This window comes from Streptomyces sp. NPDC088732 (assembly GCF_044751205.1).
GTDB lineage: Bacteria > Actinomycetota > Actinomycetes > Streptomycetales > Streptomycetaceae > Actinacidiphila.
The window spans coordinates 1-17,391 of sequence record NZ_JBIVLI010000050.1 but is presented as its reverse complement, the minus strand read 5'-3'; the positions used below and the strand labels follow the sequence as shown (position 1 = coordinate 17,391).

General features: G+C 73.0%; 11 protein-coding genes and 2 pseudogenes. 5 read left to right on the top strand and 8 right to left on the bottom strand.

The window, feature by feature from the left end; genetic code table 11:
• Positions 1 to 88: 88 nt before the first annotated feature.
• From sbnA to ACIP9H_RS41845, 7 genes are all read right to left on the bottom strand, one after another.
• On the bottom strand, positions 89 to 1,186 hold the full coding sequence (gene sbnA, locus ACIP9H_RS41875; RefSeq protein WP_401586623.1) for a 2,3-diaminopropionate biosynthesis protein SbnA: 1,098 nt from the start codon (positions 1,184 to 1,186) through the stop codon (positions 89 to 91).
• 74 nt (positions 1,187 to 1,260) lie between these two features.
• Positions 1,261 to 2,343, bottom strand: a complete 1,083-nt coding sequence (gene sbnB, locus ACIP9H_RS41870) for a 2,3-diaminopropionate biosynthesis protein SbnB (protein ID WP_401964202.1) — start codon at positions 2,341 to 2,343, stop codon at positions 1,261 to 1,263.
• A complete protein-coding gene (locus ACIP9H_RS41865) occupies positions 2,340 to 3,347 on the bottom strand; it encodes a TauD/TfdA family dioxygenase (RefSeq protein ID WP_401964200.1) in 1,008 nt (335 codons plus the stop codon). The genes sbnB and ACIP9H_RS41865 overlap by 4 nt, the downstream gene beginning before the upstream one ends.
• Positions 3,348 to 3,370: 23 nt before the next feature.
• Positions 3,371 to 6,643 carry an amino acid adenylation domain-containing protein gene (locus ACIP9H_RS41860; protein ID WP_401964198.1) on the bottom strand — a complete coding sequence of 1,091 codons (3,273 nt, stop codon included), beginning with the start codon at positions 6,641 to 6,643 and terminating at the stop codon, positions 3,371 to 3,373.
• 33 nt (positions 6,644 to 6,676) lie between these two features.
• Complete coding sequence (locus tag ACIP9H_RS41855) at positions 6,677 to 9,292, bottom strand: Pls/PosA family non-ribosomal peptide synthetase (RefSeq protein WP_401964204.1); 2,616 nt, start codon at positions 9,290 to 9,292, stop codon at positions 6,677 to 6,679.
• 400 nt (positions 9,293 to 9,692) lie between these two features.
• Positions 9,693 to 10,466 (bottom strand): hypothetical protein, encoded by a 774-nt coding sequence (locus ACIP9H_RS41850; protein WP_401586633.1) that lies wholly within the window; start codon positions 10,464 to 10,466, stop codon positions 9,693 to 9,695.
• Positions 10,463 to 12,133: a protein kinase gene (locus ACIP9H_RS41845; protein WP_401964196.1), complete on the bottom strand. Its 1,671-nt coding sequence runs from the start codon at positions 12,131 to 12,133 to the stop codon at positions 10,463 to 10,465. The genes ACIP9H_RS41850 and ACIP9H_RS41845 overlap by 4 nt, the downstream gene beginning before the upstream one ends.
• Positions 12,134 to 12,343: 210 nt before the next feature.
• Between ACIP9H_RS41845 and ACIP9H_RS41840 the strand changes: the two genes are divergently transcribed.
• Positions 12,344 to 13,312 carry a lytic polysaccharide monooxygenase gene (locus tag ACIP9H_RS41840; RefSeq protein ID WP_401964194.1) on the top strand — a complete coding sequence of 323 codons (969 nt, stop codon included), beginning with the start codon at positions 12,344 to 12,346 and terminating at the stop codon, positions 13,310 to 13,312.
• A gap of 69 nt (positions 13,313 to 13,381) precedes the next feature.
• A pseudogene (locus ACIP9H_RS41835) lies at positions 13,382 to 13,789 on the top strand (epimerase); the annotation flags it as partial.
• On the opposite strand, the gene ACIP9H_RS41830 reads toward ACIP9H_RS41835, so the two are convergent.
• A complete protein-coding gene (locus ACIP9H_RS41830) occupies positions 13,764 to 14,705 on the bottom strand; it encodes a MerR family transcriptional regulator (RefSeq protein ID WP_401964192.1) in 942 nt (313 codons plus the stop codon). The pseudogene ACIP9H_RS41835 and the gene ACIP9H_RS41830 overlap by 26 nt on opposite strands.
• Positions 14,706 to 15,069: 364 nt before the next feature.
• Here ACIP9H_RS41830 and kdpF point away from each other — a divergent pair, with 364 nt between their 5' ends.
• From kdpF to ACIP9H_RS41815, 3 genes and pseudogenes are all read left to right on the top strand, one after another.
• The gene (kdpF, locus tag ACIP9H_RS41825; protein WP_360909391.1) at positions 15,070 to 15,159 is read left to right on the top strand and encodes a K(+)-transporting ATPase subunit F; all 90 of its coding nucleotides are present in this window, start codon (positions 15,070 to 15,072) and stop codon (positions 15,157 to 15,159) included.
• Positions 15,159 to 16,823, top strand: a complete 1,665-nt coding sequence (gene kdpA, locus ACIP9H_RS41820; RefSeq protein ID WP_401586643.1) for a potassium-transporting ATPase subunit KdpA — start codon at positions 15,159 to 15,161, stop codon at positions 16,821 to 16,823. The genes kdpF and kdpA overlap by 1 nt, the downstream gene beginning before the upstream one ends.
• Positions 16,823 to 17,391: pseudogene (locus tag ACIP9H_RS41815) on the top strand (potassium-transporting ATPase subunit B); the annotation flags it as partial. The gene kdpA and the pseudogene ACIP9H_RS41815, both read left to right, overlap by 1 nt.

Here is a 17,391-nt window from a genome sequence, read left to right as displayed (position 1 = left end):
AACACCAAGCCCGAATCAGCCACTACAAACGACGCGGTCACACACCACCCGAAGCTGCCCACCCGTCACGACAAAGACCGTTGCAGTACTAGGCCTCGGCCTCCCGGTTCTCGGGCCGGCGCTGCTGGTCGGTGCTCCGCCGGCCGGCCCCGTTGTAGCGTCGGCGGTCGGGCGCGGGGGAGAGCGTCGGCGGCTGGGGGGCCATCCAGGCGCCGGCGGCCGACTCCTCCGAGTCGAGCACGTCCTCGCCGTAGAGGGCCTGGAGCCAGTTGGTGTGGTAGACGGTGTCGAGGTACCGCTCGCCGAGGTCGGGGGCGATGGCGGCGGCGGTCAGGCCGTCGGGCGCCTCCTGCCGGCCGAACCACTCCATCGCGCCGCTGACCACCGTCCCGGTCGAACCGCCGAACAGGAAGCCCTTCCTGGCCATGCGGTGGCAGGTGCGGATCGTCTCGGCCTCCTCGACGAGGACGACCTCGTCGACGAAGGACTCGTCGAGCAGCGGTGGCCGCACCCCCATCCCCAGACCGGGGATCATCCGGCGTCCCGGAGGCCCGCCGAACGTGATCGAACCGACGCTGTCCACCGCGACGATGCGCACCGGGCGGTGCCACTCCCGGAACCAGCGCGCGCAGCCCATCAGGGTGCCGGTGGTGCCGGCCCCGACGAAGAGCACGTCCAGCTCGGGGAACTGCCGGGCGATCTGCGGCGCCGTCGTGCGGTAGTGGGCCCGCCAGTTGCCCGGATTGGTGTACTGGCTGAGCCAGACGTACCGGTCGTCGGAGGCGCAGAGCGCGCGGACGTAGTCCAGCCGCGCCCCGAGGAAGCCGCCGTTGGCGTCCAGCCCGGCGATGACGTGCACCTGGCTGCCCAGGGACTCCATCAGCAGCCTGGTGGACAGGTTGCAGCGCGAGTCGGTGACGCACAGGAAGCGGTAGCCCTTGCTCGCCGCGATCATGCTCAGCGCCACGCCCAGATTCCCGGACGACGACTCGACCAGGATCGAATCCGGGGTGAGAAGTCCCTCGCGCTCCGCTGTCTCCACCATCTCGACGGCCGCTTTGAGCTTGATCGAGCCGGCGAAATTGAAACCCTCGCACTTCAGGTAGAGCGAGCGCCCGAAGATCGGCCGCAGGTCGACATAGAGATCAGCCTCGTTGAAGGCGTGGGGGGCGGAAATGATCGGCACGACGGCCTCCTCATCTGCACGGGGAACTGTTCTTCGCGGCGTGGCGCATAGACCTCCTCACTGGGCGAGCCGCCTCATCCGTACCGCCTGAGTTCATGGAAGAAGTCGTCGACGACGGTCAGTTCCCCGGAGCGGACCACCTGGTCGTAGACGAACTTGCCGACCGCGAGGTCGAGCACGCCGAGGCCGAAGGGCGAGAAGACGACCGTGCGGTCCGCCGGCACCGCCACCCGACCGGCCAGGACGTCGTCGAGGGTGCCGTGCAGGAAGTCCCGCCCCCCGGTGAGCTGTTCGGCCAGGTGAGGGGAGGTGTCGGCCTTCAGGCAGTGCTCGACGTCGTCGACGATGTTGAAGGAGTCGAGCACGATCTCCGGCGCGAGGTCGCGCAGCGACACGTGCAGCACCACGGGGTGGTGGGCGAACCAGGACCGCTCGGAGACATGGGGCCGGCCGGCGACGGTGGCGAACACCACCAGGTCGCTGGAGCGGATCACCTGCTCCGCGCTGTCGTACCGGGTGACGCGTCCGGCCGCGCCCGACTGCTCCAGGTAGCCCTGGAAGCCCGCCGCGCTGTCGGCGGACAGGTCGTGCACGCCGATCTCGTCGAACGTCCAGCCGGTGCCGGCCAGATAGGTGTGCACGTAACGGGCGATCAGTCCCGTGCCGATGAACCCCACGCGCGCCGGGCGGGGCCGGCCCCGGCTGAGCCGGTCGGCGGCGAGGGCCGCCAGCGCGGCCGTCCGGGTGGCGCTGATGATCGAGCTCTCCAGGCAGGCGAACGGGTAGCCGGTGGCGTGGTCGTTGAGGATCAGCACGGCCGAGGCCCGCGGGATGCCCGCCGCCACGTTCTCCGGGAAACTGGAGATCCACTTCAGGCCGTCCACCCGCAGGTCCCCGCCGATCGAGGCGGGCAGCGCGATGATCCGGGAGCTCGGCCGGTCGGGGAAGCGCAGGAAGTACGAGGGCGGGTTCACCGAGTCGCCGGCGCCGTGCAGCCGGTAGGCGGCGCCGACCAGTTCGGTGATCTCGTTCTCGCGTCCCTGGAGTGCCCGGTGCACCTGGCCGCCGGGGATCACCGCGAACGACGGCACCGCGGCCGGCCCGCGGGGCGGCGCGGCCGGTTCCGGCGTGGGGGCGACGGAGTCGAGGGCGGTCATCCGGCTCCCACCTCCACGGTCGGGGCGCAGTCGGCGAGGCGCACCGCGTCGGCCATGCCGACCAGCACCTCGCGCGGACCCGAGAAGGGCTCCCGGCTGTGCGCCGTACGGATGTTGTCGACGAGCAGCAGGTCACCGGAGTGCCAGGGCTCGCGCACGGTGTGGGCCTCGTACACGCCGTTGAGCAGCCGCACGACGTCCTCGCCGACCGGGTCGCCGCCGCCGAAGCGGGTGTTGAACGGCAGGCCGTCGGCGCCGTAGACGTCCAGCAGGTACTCGCGCACCTCGGGGTCGAGCGTCCACTCGTTGAGGAACGCGACCTGGTTGAACCAGCAGCGCCGACCGGTGAGCGGGTGCGTGACAACGGCGCTGCGGCGCTGGCGGGTGCGGAGCGTGCCGTCGGGCTGCCACTCGAACGCGATCGCGTTGGCGCGGCAGTAGGCCTCCACCGCGGCGCGGTCGTCGGTGCCGAAGGCCTCGGCGACCGTCGCACCGATCTCGTCGTTGTAGCTGCGGGTGAGCAGCCAGCCCTCGCGTTCGAAGCGCCGCACCAGTTCGGCCGGCAGCGCGTCCAGCACGGCGGGGGCGTCGGCCACGGCGGTGGCGCCGCCCTCGTCCGGTGCCTGGAGGCAGGCGAACATCATCAGGCCGGGGAACTCCAGCGTGTAGCTGAGTTCGTGGTGCATGCACATGGGCTGGTTCTGCGGCCACTTGGTCGAGGAGTACACGCCGCCCGGGTGGGACTGCCGGGGTGCGAAGGACTCCCGTTCGGGCATCAGGCCGGCGGTGAGCCCGGCGAACACCGCGCCCGTTCCGGCCGCGTCGCGGAGCCCGAGGCCCCGGACCAGGACGGAGCCGTGCTCGGCGACGACGCCGCGCAGCGTGTCGCGGTGCGCGGCCGCCCAGGCGGCGGCGCCTTCGGTGGGACGGGCCTGGAGCAGGGGCGGCGCTGTCGGGCGCAGCTCCAGGTCGAGCAGGGAGGGCGGGGACGGTGAGGTCGACAAGTCGGTCTCCTCTCGGATGCCGGTCACGGTGTGGCCGGCAGGGGGACGGCGCGCAGGACCGCGGCCGCGGCCGCCTCGGGACAGGTGCGCAGGAAGTAGTGGCCGCCGCCCGCGATCTCGTGCAGGTCGACGTGCGCGGCCAGCCGGCGCCACTCGGGGTAGCGGCGCCGGTGGTCCGCCGTGCGCGGGTCGTCGTCGGCGACGACCACGACGACGGGCACCGCGAGCCGGGCGGGCCACGGCTTCTCCAGGGCGTGGGCGAGGTAGCGGTGCGCCGAGACGCAGTCGTGCCGGAAGGCGGCGGCGACGTGGCCCGCCCGCGCGGGGTCGAGTTCGCCGAGTTCGGGATGGCCGCCGTGCCCGCTGAGCACCACCGCGAGCTCGGCGTCGCCGAGCGCGGTCAGCTCGGCGATCTCGGCCCGGCGGCCGGCGGCGTCGCCGAGCAGCTGCGCGGCGAGGAACACGCGGTGGACCTCCACCCCGCGCTCCCGCAACCGCCGCGCGGTCTCCAGCGCGTAGGCCGCTCCGGAGGAGTGGCCCCACAGCATGACCGGACCCGGCCCGCGTCCGGCGACCTCCTCGGCCACCTGCTCGACGACCTGCGTCATCGGGGCGAACGGCTCGCCGTCGGCTGCCGGGTCGTGGCCGGGCAGCTCGACCGCGAGGACGGCGGGACCACCGTTCCCCAGCGCCCTGGCCATCGGCTGGAAGTTGACCGCGTTGCCGCCCGCGTACGGGAAGCAGACCAGCACACCGGCGCGCGCCGGGTCGCCCGGATTCAGCTGCTGCAGCAGGCCGGCGCGCCGGGCCGAGCCGCCGGTGGCCCCCGCGCCCAGGAGCCCGGCGAGGTCGGCGAGCACCGGGTGGCGGGTGACGTCCTTCAGCGAGACGGCGCGGTCGAGCAGGATCGCCATGCGCACCGCGGCCAGCGAGGTGCCGCCGCGCTCGAAGAAGTCGTCGCGCCGGTCGACGCGGTCCTCGGGGACGCCGAGCACCTGCGCCCAGGCGGCCGCCAGCCGCCGCTCGTCGGGGGTGCGGGGCGCGTGCCGCTCGTCGTCGGGCACGTCCAGTTCCCCGGCGAGTACGGTGAGCGCCTTGCGGTCGATCTTGCTGTTCGCCGTGAGCGGCAGGGTCGCGCGCCAGTGGAACGCCGAGGGGATCATGTACGCGGGCAGCGACCTGCCCAGCCGCTCGCGCAGGGCGGCCGGTTCGACCGGCTCCGGGCCGCTGTGGAAGGCCACCAGCCGGGCGCCGCCGTCCGCCCCGTCCACGACCACCACCGCGCCGTCGCGGACGCCGGGGACCCGCACCAGGGCGTTCTCGATCTCGCCGATCTCGATGCGGAAGCCGCGCACCTTGACCTGGCTGTCCTGGCGTCCCAGGAACTCCAGGGTGCCGCCCGGGTGCCAGCGGCCGTGGTCGCCCGCCCGGTAGAGCCGGCGGCCCGGGCGGTGCGGGTCCTCCAGGAACGACTGCCGGGTGCGCTCGGGGTCGTTGACGTACCCGCGGCCCACGCAGACCCCCGAGAAGACGATCATGCCGGGGGCGCCGAGCGGCACGGGGGACAGGTGCTCGTCGACGACGTACACGTCCACGTTGCGCACGGGCGGGCCGAGGGGCACCCAGTCGGTGTCCGGCGGCCGGTGCATGACGGCGTGGTTGGTGTCGTCCGAGGTCTCCGTCAGGCCGTACGCGTTGACCAGCGCGGTCCCGGGCCGCGCCGCGAACCAGCGCTGCGTCAGCTCCTTCTTCAGGGCCTCGCCGGTGACCGACACGCAGCGCAGGTCCGGCAGGTCGCGCGGCCGGCGTTCGAGCGCGGACAGCACGACCTCCAGGTACGACGGCACGACCTGGAGCACTGCGACCCGGCCCTCGGCGATCCGGTCGAGGAACCGGTCCGCGTCCAGGATCACGTCCTGCTCGACGATGAGGGTGCGGCCGCCGGTCAGCAGAGCGGCGACCAGCTGCCACAGCGAGATGTCGAAGCACTGCGGCGCGGTCTGGGCGACCGTCCGCCCCTCGGCGATCCCCAGGTCCTCGATCTTGGCCAGCAGGTGGTTCAGGAAGCCGGCGTGCTCGCACATCGCGCCCTTGGGCTCACCGGTGGAGCCGGAGGTGAAGTAGATGTACGCGAGCTGGTCCGGCGTGACCGGGACACCGAGGTCGCCGCCGGCGTGGTCCTCCTCGTACGCCGTGCCGACGAGCATCTTGCGGACCCCGGGCAGCGCGGGCAGGGCCGCGTCGAGCGTGGCCGTGCTGCCGGGCTCGGTCACCACGAGCGTGCTGCCGGCGCGGGAGAGCACGGCGGCGATGCGCTCGGCGGGGAAGTGCGGCTCGACGGGCAGGTAGACACCGCCGGCCTTGAGGATCGCCAGCACGGTGGCCATCCAGTCCAGGTTCCGTTCCGTCACCACCGCGACCACGCCCTCGCGGCGCAGGCCGCGCGCGAGCAGGGCCCGGCCCAGCCGGTTGGCGCGCGCGTTGAGCTCCCGGTACGTCCACTGCCGGTCGCCGTGGACGGCGGCGACGGCGTCCGGGTGCGCGCGGACCCGCTCCTCGAACAGCTCGTGGAAGGGCCGGCGGGGCAGCTCCCGGCGCGGTCCCGCCATCTCCTCCAGTTGCAGGTGGAGTTCGGCGGGGGACAGCAGGCTCTGCCGGCCGTGCCCGGCGTCGGGCCCGTCGGCCATCAGCCGCAGCGCGGCCAGGTGGTAGCCCGCGATCCGGGCCGCGCTGTCGGCGTCCAGCACATCGGTGCGGTAGCGCAGCCGCAGCCCGCGGGGCGTGCCCTGCCCGGTGACACCGGTCCACAGCACGGTGGTCCCGGGCAGGACGGCCCCGGCCCCGTCACCGGTGGGGTCGAGGACGGTCTCGTACGCGGGCCCCGCGAGCCCGAGTTCGCGGCGCAGGGCGTCGAGGTCGACGTCCTGGTGCGCCGCCACCTCCGACGCGGCGCGGTGCGCGTCCTGCGCCAGGGCCCGCCACGTCGCGTGCCGGGCGGTCAGCCGGCAGGGCAGCGGCGGCGTGCCCTCGCCGGCGACCCAGCCGGTGGTCACGTCCTGCTCGCCCGAGAGTGCGGCCAGCACCTTGGCGTGCGCGGCCAGCAGGATCGAGCCGAGGGGCACGCCCAGTTCGCCGGTGAGCCTGCCCAGCGTCGTGACCAGGTCGGCGGGGAAGCCGGCCTCGTATGTGGCGAGGCCCGGCGACGGATCCGCGGTCCAGCGGGGGACCGCGGTGAAGCCGCCTGCTGTGAGCACACCGCGCCAGAACTCCCGGCCGGTGTCCGCTGCTGTGTTCATCGGGGCGTTCCTCCACTCACCGCTGACGCGGCGCTACTCTCGGCCGATCAGGGTGCTGCCGCAGGCGGGGACGCCGCCTCGGACGTCCTCCCGGGCGGCGGTCTGCGGGACGGGGACGCCCTCCGGCATCTCCCGCGCGGGGTTCCCGCCCCAGCGGGCCTGCGGGGGCATTTCCTCGCCCTTCATGAGGAAGGAGTCGGGGGCGAGTTCGGCACCGTCGTGCATCGTCACGCCGTAGTGGACGAGTGCGCCGACGCCGAGCGTGCAGCGGGCCCCCAGGGTGATGCGGTCGGACTTGAAGGTGCCGTCCTCCTGGGAGTGGCACTGGACGACGGTGCCCTCGTTGAGGGTGCAGTCGTCGCCGATGGTGGTCAGGGAGCGCTCGGGCAGGAAGCAGCCGTCGTCGTAGACCCGCTTGCCGATGCGCACGCCCATCAGCCGCCACATCACGCTCTTGAGCGGTGTGCCGTTGAAGAACATGACGAACAGCGAGGCCGCGGTCACCTTCCAGTAGCGCTCGTGCCGCCAGAAGGCCTCGTCGTAGATGGAGCAGTACAGCGGCCGCAGCCCCCGGAAGCCGGTGGCCGCGCGTTCGGCGAGCACGAGGTAGCCGGCGGTGAACGCCAGCGTCACCACGTTGGCCAGGGCGACCACCGCGACGCCGTAGGCGGGGTGCAGGTCGTACAGGTCGGCGGCGATCGACGCGATCAGGGCCACGCCGAAGAAGAACAGCCACCGCATGAGCAGGTGCAGCCCCATGGTGACGGCGTTGTGCCGGTTCTTCGCCGTCAGCCGGGCACGGAACTCCTCGCCGCTCTTGAGGTCGTCGAAGCGGCTGTCGCGCAGGACCGTGCGCGGGATCTCGAAGCTCGGCGAGCCCAGCAGCCCGACGTTCTCCCGGACCTCGCCGTCGAGCGGGACCATGACCTTCGTGGCGAGCAGGCAGTTCTCGCCCGTCCTGCCCTGCGCGGGGTAGGCGATGTGGTTGCCGAGGAAGTTGTGGGCGCCGATGGACACCCGGGTCACGCGGAAGGACGTGGCGGAGTACTCGGCGTTCATGATCGACAGACCGTCGGCGACCATCGTGCCGCTGCCGACGGAACTCAGGTACGGGTTCTCGTGCTTGACCTCGGTGCCGAAGTTGGAGCCGGTCTGCTCGACCTCCGACAGGTCGTACCCGAGCCGGCGCAGGTAGTGGACGATGGCCGAGCTGTCGCCGAACAGCGTCCGGTAGAACCGCCGGTTGGTCATCAGGCCGATCGTCCGGTGGACCCCGTAGCGGAAGCCGTAGAGGGGGTACACGGTGTCCGGCTCGACGAGCAGGTTGAGCAGCCGCGGCAGGGTGACCACCAGGAGCAGCCCGAGCAGCGCGGCGCCGAAGAAGAAGACGAGGGAGGCCGCCAGCGCGTCGGCGTAGAACGTCCACGAACTCAGGGCCACGGGCCCCGGGTCGAGCAGGGCGCCGAACTGCGGCACCACGTCCACGAGCAGGGCCACGCCGCCGACGAAGCCCGGCACGTACAGCGTGATGGCCATCAGCAGCTGGGACAGGCTGTACGCGGCCTTGCGCGCCCCGCCGCAGTCGGCGGCGGGGACCGCCATGAAGTCCGCACCGGCCCCGGGCTGTGCCGGTGAGCCGTGCCAGCGCTCCCCGTCCGGCACGGACTGGCCGCGGTGCAGGGAGGAGGCGTGGGCGAGCTGGGCGCCGTCGCCCATGGAGACGCCGATGTCGAGCACCGTGACCTCTCCGACGAACACGCCCTTCCCGAGGGTGACCGGGCCGGTCTGGATGACCCCGGCGTGCGCCCGGTAGCAGCTCAGGTACGAGTCCTTGCGGATCACCGAGCCGTCGCCGATGGCCAGCAGGTCCGTGCAGACGGGCAGATGCCGCGACAGGACGGTGACACCGCGGCCGATCCGGGCCCCCAGGGCCCGCAGGTAGAGGGAGTAGAGCGGCGAGCCGACGAACAGGATCAGCGGATTCATGCGGATGAGCGTCTTGACGCACCAGAAGCGGAAGTACGCCAGGCTCCAGATGCGGATCTGCTGCGGCTTCCAGCGCCCCACGATCAGCCACTTGCCGAGCACGGGCAGCACGCACAGGGCCAGGAAGCCGCCGCCGCCGAAGACCACGGACCGTATGTAGGTGTCGGCCAGGCCGTGGCCGGCGGCCGTCCACTCCGCGCCGGTGGTCGCGATGAGCGCCACCACATAGGCGTAGCCGAGGAAGAACAGCACTTGGAGGGTGCCGCAGAGCAGGTGCCTCGGGGTGCCCACGGGCTCGGGGAGGGCCGGGAGCGCCACGGGAGCCGGAGCCTTCGGGGCGGCTTCGGAAGACGGTTCGGCGGTCTCGGTGAGGGCCGCCGCGAGGCCGCGCACCGTGGGGTGCCGGTAGATCTCCCGCATGGACACCGACGGCAGGTCGGCATGCTTCCTGACCCGTGCGCAGAAGTGCGCCATCACCAGGGAGTCGGCGCCCAGTTCCTCGAAGAAATGGCTGTCGGCCGGGACCTGCTCGACCCCCAGCAGGCCGGCCAGCATGTCGGCGAGCACCGCCTCGGTCGCGGCCGCAGGGCCGGGACTTTCGCGCTGGGTGGTTGAAGATTCACCCGTATCGTGCGCCAGGAGTTCGACGGATTCGTCCACGATCTGAGCTCCTTGAGGAGATGTCGCCCCGCCGGCCGTCGGCGCCGCCGACCGCCGGTGTCCTCGCGCCCCGGTAAAGCCCGAGGCAAAAAATCCTAAATACATCGGTTAATGAGCTCTTCTCAAGCCATACAACCATATGTCGCTCCTCGTAGTCTCCGCTGATCTTCGCCGGGTTGCCACTCGAACCGGACCGCCGCGGTGCGGGCCCGGTTCTGCCGAGCAGATGCGCAGCGAAACCGGGGGCGGCCACCGATACCGTTGCCGGAGGCGCCAAAGGCCACGGATTCACGATCTGTGAGCGGATGGGCGGGCGCGCGGAATTCCGTCACTCAGCGTGTACTTGCCGGGTCCGGTTGTGAGTCGGCGGACACCCGGTGCTGATGCGTCGTCACCCTTTGTGTCAGGTGCAGGTGTACGTGAACGCCGCCGTCGCCGAGCGGCTGCCGGGTGCGCTCACCCGCAGTTCGGCCCGCGCGTCGTAGCTGCCGTGGCCCTGGAACGTCCACAGCAGGTGCAGCCGGGTCGTCCCGCGGCCGCGCGGCACCTTCTCGTACAGCGTGTCCGACGACGTTCCGTCATTGCGCAGCCAACGGTAAGTGATCGTTCCGGCGCGGCCGTTGGTGCGGACCGTGGCGACCACGTCCACCCGGGTGTCGCACGACGGGGCCGACGGCACCGCGGCCACCGTCACCTCCCGCACCGCGAGCCCCGGCCCGAAGCGCTGCCACGCCAGGTAGGCCAGCACGGCGAGCAGCACGGCACCGGCCAGGAGGTAGCGGCGCGGCCCGCGGCGGCGGCGCGCGGCGGCGGGATCCGGCACGGCGGGCGGGCTCAGGGTGCCGTGCCACACCTGCGCCGCGACGTTCGCGCGGGCGGCGGCCGCCGGGGTCACGCCGGGGCCGAAGCGCATGACCTCTCCGTCCACCCGGTCCGGGAGGGTGACGGACGGTTCCGTACGTGTCGCCGGCGGCGCGGGCGTCGTGGCCGGCGTCGTGGCGGCGGGTGCCCAGTGCTCCGCGAGGACGGTCGCGCTGTAGTCCGGCGCCGGCTCCGGCCGTTCGTCGGCGGGCGGGACGGCGGCGTCCTGGACGGGCGGGACGGCGTCCTGGGGCTCCTTGCCGAGCCGCCAGGTGCGCTTCGTGTCCTCCGGCGTGAGGTCGCGCGGCTCGCTCATGAGATCTGCACGCACTGACGGGAGTCGGAGAGGATCTGCTGAGTCGACTGCCCGTTGCCCGCGTCCGGCGAGGTCGACGCGACGGCCCCGAACCAGCAGCCCGACGTGCGCGGGAAGGAGTGCGGGGCCGTGATCGTGTACGCGGCCTGCCCGCTCAGCGGGAACACCGATGTGCCGTCCGGCGTGCCGGGTTCACCCTTGCCGGTGCCTTGGAACCAGGAGACGGTCAGGGTCACGGGGCGGGCGTCGCTCGTCGTCACCCGGACGCTCGCCGACACGTCGAACGTCCCTGTCTGGGACAGCGTGGTCACGGACACCGATTCGACCGTCACGGGCGGTGTGGGCGACGCCGAGGTGGTCGGCGGGCCGGTCGTCGGCGGAGGCGACGTCGTGGTGGCCGTCCCGCCGGTGGGTGCGGAGGTCGTGGGGCTGGTCGCCGGCGGTGCGGAACCGGCGGAGGCGGTGGCGCCGACCGTGGCGGACGCGCTCGCGGACGGCGCGACGGACGACGGGGCCGATGGGGAGGCCGACGCCGTGGGGCTGCTGGACGGGCTGCCGGACGGTGGCGCGACCGTGCCGCCGGGGGCGCCCGAGCCGTCGTCCGGGGTGGCTGTGGTGGTCGTTCCGGACCAGTTGGCGGTGGTCTGCCGGGGGCCCTCGCCCGAGGCCACCGCGGCGAAGGTCAGCAGGCCCGCCAGGGCGAGGCCGCCCACGGCCGCCAGGAGCCCCTGCCGGCCGAGCCGGCGGCCGCCCTGCCCGATCACGGTGGTGGCGAGCGCGGTCTGCGCACCCTGTGCCCGCGCCGAGGGGAACAGCAGCGGCAGCAGCGCCGCGAGGGCGGCCAGCCTGCGCTGACCGCGTTCCTCCCACTCCGGGCCGTAGGCGGCTCCCGCGATCCCCTCCAGCTCGGCGACGAAGGCCGCCGCGTCGGCGGGCCGGTCCGCCGGTTCCTTGGCCATCCCGCGCCGCAGCAGGGGGTGCAGCTCCTCCGGCGTACCGTCCACGGGCACCGGGCCCTCGATGTGCCGCACCGCCAGCTCGGCGAAGTTCTCGCCGTGGAACGGCTTGCGGCCGGTCAGGCACTCGTAGAAGGTCGCCGTCGCCGCGTAGACGTCGGTCGCGGGGGAGGCGGAGAGCCCGGTCCACTGCTCCGGTGCCATGTAGGCGGGCGTGCCGGCCACGTCCGGCGTCTCGCCGCTGCGCGCCGCGATCCCGAAGTCGACCAGCTTGGACGAACCGTCCGCCGCGACAAGCACGTTCTCCGGCTTGTAGTCGCGGTGCACGACGCCGGTGCGGTGCGCGGCGGCCAGGCCCAGCAGCGAGCCCTTCAGGACCACCAGGGCCGCCTCGGGGCCGGTCGCGCCCTCCTGCCGCAGCAGGGCGCGCAGCGCGATGCCGTCGACGAGTTCCATGACGATGGCCGCGCCGTGCGGGCCCTCGACGTACTCGTACAGGCTCACCACGTACGGCGTGTCCAGGCCGCCCAAGAGCTGCGCCTCGGCGCGGAACTCCCGCAGGAAACCGGCGTCGGTGCGCAGTTCGTCGCTGAGGTACTTGATCGCCACGGGAGTTGACGTGGCGTCATGCCGGGCCAGGACGACCCGGCCGCTGCCGCCCGAACCCAGCTCCGCCGACTCCGTGTAGCCCGGAGCGCTCCAGCCGCTCATCCCCTCGCCCCCCTTACAGCGTCGCACGGTACCCCCGCCCGCACCCGCTGTCCCCCTCACAGACACATTTCCCCCACCGCCGGTTCCCGGGGGCCGGCGGCTGAACGCCGGACGCGGACGGCCCGTAGTACGGGGCGACTTGCGAACCGACTCAATGACCGTCAACGACCGGCAGCGACCGGCAAACCAGCAAAAGGGGAGGCGCCCGGCATGGCCCCATCGCGCCACGTGCTCAGAACCGTCGTCGCGGGGACCGCCGCGCTGCTGCCCCTGCTGGCGTCGGCGGGGCCTGCCGCCGCGCACGGGGCGCCCGTCGACCCCGTCAGCCGGGCCGCGGCGTGCGCGGCCGGCAGCGGGCGTTTCACCGGTACGGCGGCCTGCCGCGCCGCCGCGGCGGCCAACGGGGGCGGCGCCGCCTTCGCCGACTGGGACAACCTGCGCGTCGCCGGTGTCGCGGGCCGCGACCGGCAGGTCGTCCCGGACGGCAAGTTGTGCAGCGGCGGCCTGCCCGCGTACCGGGGCCTGGACCTCGCGCGCGCCGACTGGCCGGCGACGCGGCTCGTGCCCGGCGCCGCCTTCACGATGCGCTACGCCACGACCATTCCTCACCAGGGCACGTTCCGGCTCTACTTGACGAAGCAGGGCTACGACCCGACCCGTCCGCTGACCTGGTCCGAGGTCGCGTCCCGCCCCTTCCTGACCGCGACGGACCCGGCGATCCAGGGGGGTGCGTACCGGATCAGCGGGCAGCTGCCCGCGGACCGCACGGGCCGCCACGTGCTCTTCACGATCTGGCAGAACTCCTCGACGCCGGACACGTACTACTCCTGCTCGGACGTGGTGTTCCCGGCCGCGGCGAAGCCGGCCGCCGGCGGGGCGCCCACGAAGACCGCCAAGCCTCCGCGGTCCGCCGCGTCCGTGAAGCCGGCGCCGTCGCCCAGCCGGGCGAGTGCCTCCGCCTCGCCGGCGGAGGTGCCCGCCACCCCGTCCTCCGCCTCGCCGCCCGGCGCCGTCCCGGCGGCCGAGTCCCCGGACGCGCAGCCCGTCGCAGCGCAGGGCGGCGGTTCCGGTTCCGGCCCCACCGCCCTTGCGATCGGCTGCGCCGCCGGTCTCGCCGTCACCGGGCTGCTCGCCCTCGCCCTGCGCCGCCGCCGCTCGCCGGGCACGCGCCCGGGCTGAGCCGGTTCACGGCCCGGGGCCGCGCCACCGCTCGGCGGCGCGGCCCCGGGCCGTCGTGTGTCCGCGGGCCCCGCCGCCCTGACCGGCGGCGAGGCGTTCGGCCTCGGCGACATCGACCTGCCGCACAGCTGCACCCTCACGGGCGACGTCGCGGTGGGCCTCGCCACCGGGGCGGGCGGCCCGAGGACGACGCGCGGGTCCGGCACCTGCCGACCGCGCCCGCCGTGACGACGCGCGGGGCTCGGGCGGCCGCTGAAGGTCCTCGTGGTGGACGAGCTGCGGCCCGTGGGGCCCTTCGACGAGGTGTTCGTCGGCGAGTACGCCGAGATGTTCTACCAGCACACCGAGCCGCAGATCATGGACTCCTCGGCCTTCGAGAACACCTTCGGCGTCCGCCCCGCGCCGCTGGGCGAGGCCCTGGACGCCACCCTCGCCTTCTGCCGCGAGGTGCTCAGCCGGCCCGCAGAGCGGAGCTGAACCACAGGACGGCCGGGGTCAGGGCGGGCGGCGCCGGCTGCCCGCCGACCGCCGCGACGAGCTGCCAGTACCGCTCGTAGCGCGCGTCGTGGCCGGCCTCCAGCCGCTCCAGCAGCCAGGCGCGGAACTCCGCGTCGTCCCGGCGGCCGGTCAGCCGCGCGTAGGCGGCCACCAGCTCGTCGACGACCGGACGGGCCTCGGCGGATGCTGGGTCGGTCCCGGCCTCCGCGGCGCCCCCCGCGCGTTCGCGCAGGAGCGCGGCCAGGGACGCCAGGTCCTCCGCGGCCGGCGGGGCCGCCGCGGCGCCGGCGGTGCGGCTCTGGTCGGCGACGGCCCGGCGCATCGCGGCCCGGAAGCCGGGGTCCTGCACCAGTCCGGCCAGCTCCACCCAGGCGTCCACCTGCGCGGCGGTGGCGTCCTCGGGCAGTACGGGCACGGCGTCGCGCATCATGGCGACGAAGGCGGGGTCGGCGTCGATGCCCTCGACGGTGTGGTCGATGAACTCCTCGACGAGACGGCGGCGTTCGCGGTCCGAGAGCGTGGCGAGCTGATGCATGAGTGCGGTCTCCTGTGGTGAGGACCCGCGCCCCGCGACCGTCCGCAGCACCGCTTGGCGCATCCGCAGGGTGCGGATCTGCACCTCCAGGGCCTCGGCGTGCGCCGCGGCGACCTCGGCGACGGTGATCTCGCGGCGCAGGATGCGATGGATCGCGGCGAGGTCGATGCCGAGGTCGCGCAGCGTGCGGACGAGGCCGAGACGGTCCAGCGCGGCACGGTCGTAGAGCCGGTATCCGGCGGGTGTGCGGTCGGTCGGCGGCACGACTCCGGCGTCCGACCAGTACCGGATGGTCTTGACCGTCAGACCGGTCAGCCGGGCCAGGTCGCCGATGGTGTGGAGGGTGGTGTCGTCGTCCATGTCCGCCATCGTGGGGTCTCCCGCCGGGGGAGACTCAAGCCCGCGCCCCGCCCGGTCCGCGACCGGGATCCCGAGCCTGCCACGGATCCGCCGCACGCGGCCGCCCCGGGGCGGCGAGGCGTAAAAACACCGTTAAGGCGCCGCGAGCACCCGTATGGAAGGCGCCAACAAACCTGGTCGGGGGCATCGCGGGGCGCTTCTCTACGGGAGGCCGGTTCTCACCGGCACCGCTTGCCCCGAGGGCGGGCGGTCACTGTGCCACACGTCTCCCGGGGTGCTCTCGCATGCCAGACCTAGCGTTCCTCGTCATCGCCGTCGTCGCCTTCGCCGTCATCGGCCTCGTCGCCAAGGGGGTCGAGCGGCTGTGAGCGTTGACAACATCGTCGGTCTTGTCGTCGCCGTCGCCCTGGTCGGGTACCTGGTGCTGGCGCTGATCCACCCGGAGAAGTTCTAGTGAACGACACCCTCGCGGGCTGGCTCCAGATTCTCGCGCTGGTCGGCGCGCTGGCCCTCTCCTACCGACCGCTGGGCGACTACATCGCCCACACCCTGACCTCGGTCAAGCACCTGCGCGTCGAGCGTCTCGTGTACCGGCTGGGCGGGGTGGACGGGGACGCCGACCAGAAGTGGTCCGTGTACCTGCGGAGCGTGCTCGCCTTCTCCGCCGTCTCCGTCTTCTTCCTCTACGGGCTGATGCGGCTGCAGAACCACCTGCTGCTGGACATCGGTATGCCGGCCGTCACGCCGGGCGTCGCCTTCAACACGGCCGTCTCCTTCGTGACGAACACCAACTGGCAGGCGTACTCGGGTGAGTCCACCATGGGCCACCTGGTGCAGATGTCCGGCCTCGCGGTGCAGAACTTCGTGTCCGCGGCCGTCGGCATCGCCGTCGTCGCCGCCCTGATCCGGGGCTTCACGCGCAAGAAGACCGACCGCGTCGGCAACTTCTGGGTGGACCTCACCCGCATCACCGTCCGCGTGCTGGTGCCGATCGCGTTCGTCTTCGCGATCGTGCTGGTCGCCGCGGGCGTGGTGCAGAACTTCCACGGCGTGGAGTCGATCGCGACCATCGCCGGCGACCACCAGAGCCTGACCGGCGGACCGGTCGCCTCGCAGGAGGTCATCAAGGAGCTGGGCACGAACGGCGGCGGTTTCTACAACGCCAACTCCGCCCACCCCTTCGAGAGCCCGAACGCCTTCACCAACTGGCTGGAGATCTACCTCCTGCTGGTGATCGCCACCTCGCTGCCGCGCACCTTCGGCCGCATGGTCGGCGACAACCGCCAGGGCTACGCGATCCTCGCCGTGATGGCCACGATCTGGGCCGCGTCGGTCGCCATCGTGACCGTGAACGAACTGCACAGCGTCAGCAGCCAGGCCGGTCATCTGGCCGGCGGCATGATGGAGGGCAAGGAGCAGCGCTTCGGCGTGTGGGGCTCGGCCCTGTTCGCCGTGTCGACCACGCTCACCTCCACCGGCGCCGTCAACTCGTTCCACGACTCGTACTCGCCCATCGGCGGCGGCATGACGATCTTCAACATGATGCTCGGCGAGATCGCGCCCGGTGGTACCGGGTCCGGCCTCTACGGCATCCTGATCCTCGCGATCATCGCGGTCTTCGTCGCCGGTCTGATGGTCGGCCGCACGCCGGAGTACCTGGGCAAGAAGCTCGGCGGCCGCGAGATGAAGTTCGCCTCCCTCTACATCCTCACCACCCCGGCCATCGTGCTGGTCGGCGCGGGCCTGGCCATGGCCCTGCCGGGTGAGCGGGCGGGCATGCTCAACTCGGGCGCGCACGGCTTCTCCGAGGTGCTGTACGCCTTCACCTCCGCCGCCAACAACAACGGCTCGGCGTTCGCCGGCATCACCGTCAACACCGACTGGTACAACACGGCCCTCGGCCTGGCGATGCTCTTCGGCCGCCTCCTGCCGATCGTGTTCGTCCTGGCACTGGCGGGATCGCTGGCGCAGCAGCAGCCGGTCCCCGCGACGGCGGGCACGCTGCCGACCCACCGGCCGCAGTTCGTCGGCCTGCTGACGGCCGTGATCCTCATCGTCGTCGGTCTCACCTACTTCCCCGCCCTCGCGCTGGGTCCGCTCGCGGAAGGTCTGTCCTGATGTCCCTGACCACCCTCGAACCCCCGGCCGCGCCGGGGGCCGCATCGCCCGGGCCGCAGCATCCGCACCGCGTCTCCGGCGGCATGCTGGACCCGAAGCAGATGATCACCTCGCTTCCCGGCGCGCTGCGGAAGCTCGACCCCCGGGTGATGTTCAAGAACCCGGTCATGTTCGTGGTCGAGGTCGGCGCCGTCCTCACCACCCTGTCGGCGATCAAGGACCCGAGCATCTTCGCCTGGGTCATCACCGTCTGGCTGTGGCTGACCGTCGTCTTCGCCAACCTGTCCGAGGCCGTCGCCGAGGGCCGCGGCAAGGCGCAGGCCGAGACCCTGCGGCGCACCAAGACCGACACCGTCGCCCGCCGTGTGGCGGACTGGCGGCCGGGCGCCACCGGGCTCCGTGAGGAGCAGGTGCCCGCTTCGGGGCTGCGGCTCGGCGACCACGTGGTCGTCGAGGCCGGGCAGATCATCCCCGGCGACGGCGACGTCGTCGAGGGTGTCGCCTCGGTGGACGAGTCGGCCATCACCGGTGAGTCGGCCCCGGTCATCCGGGAGTCCGGCGGCGACCG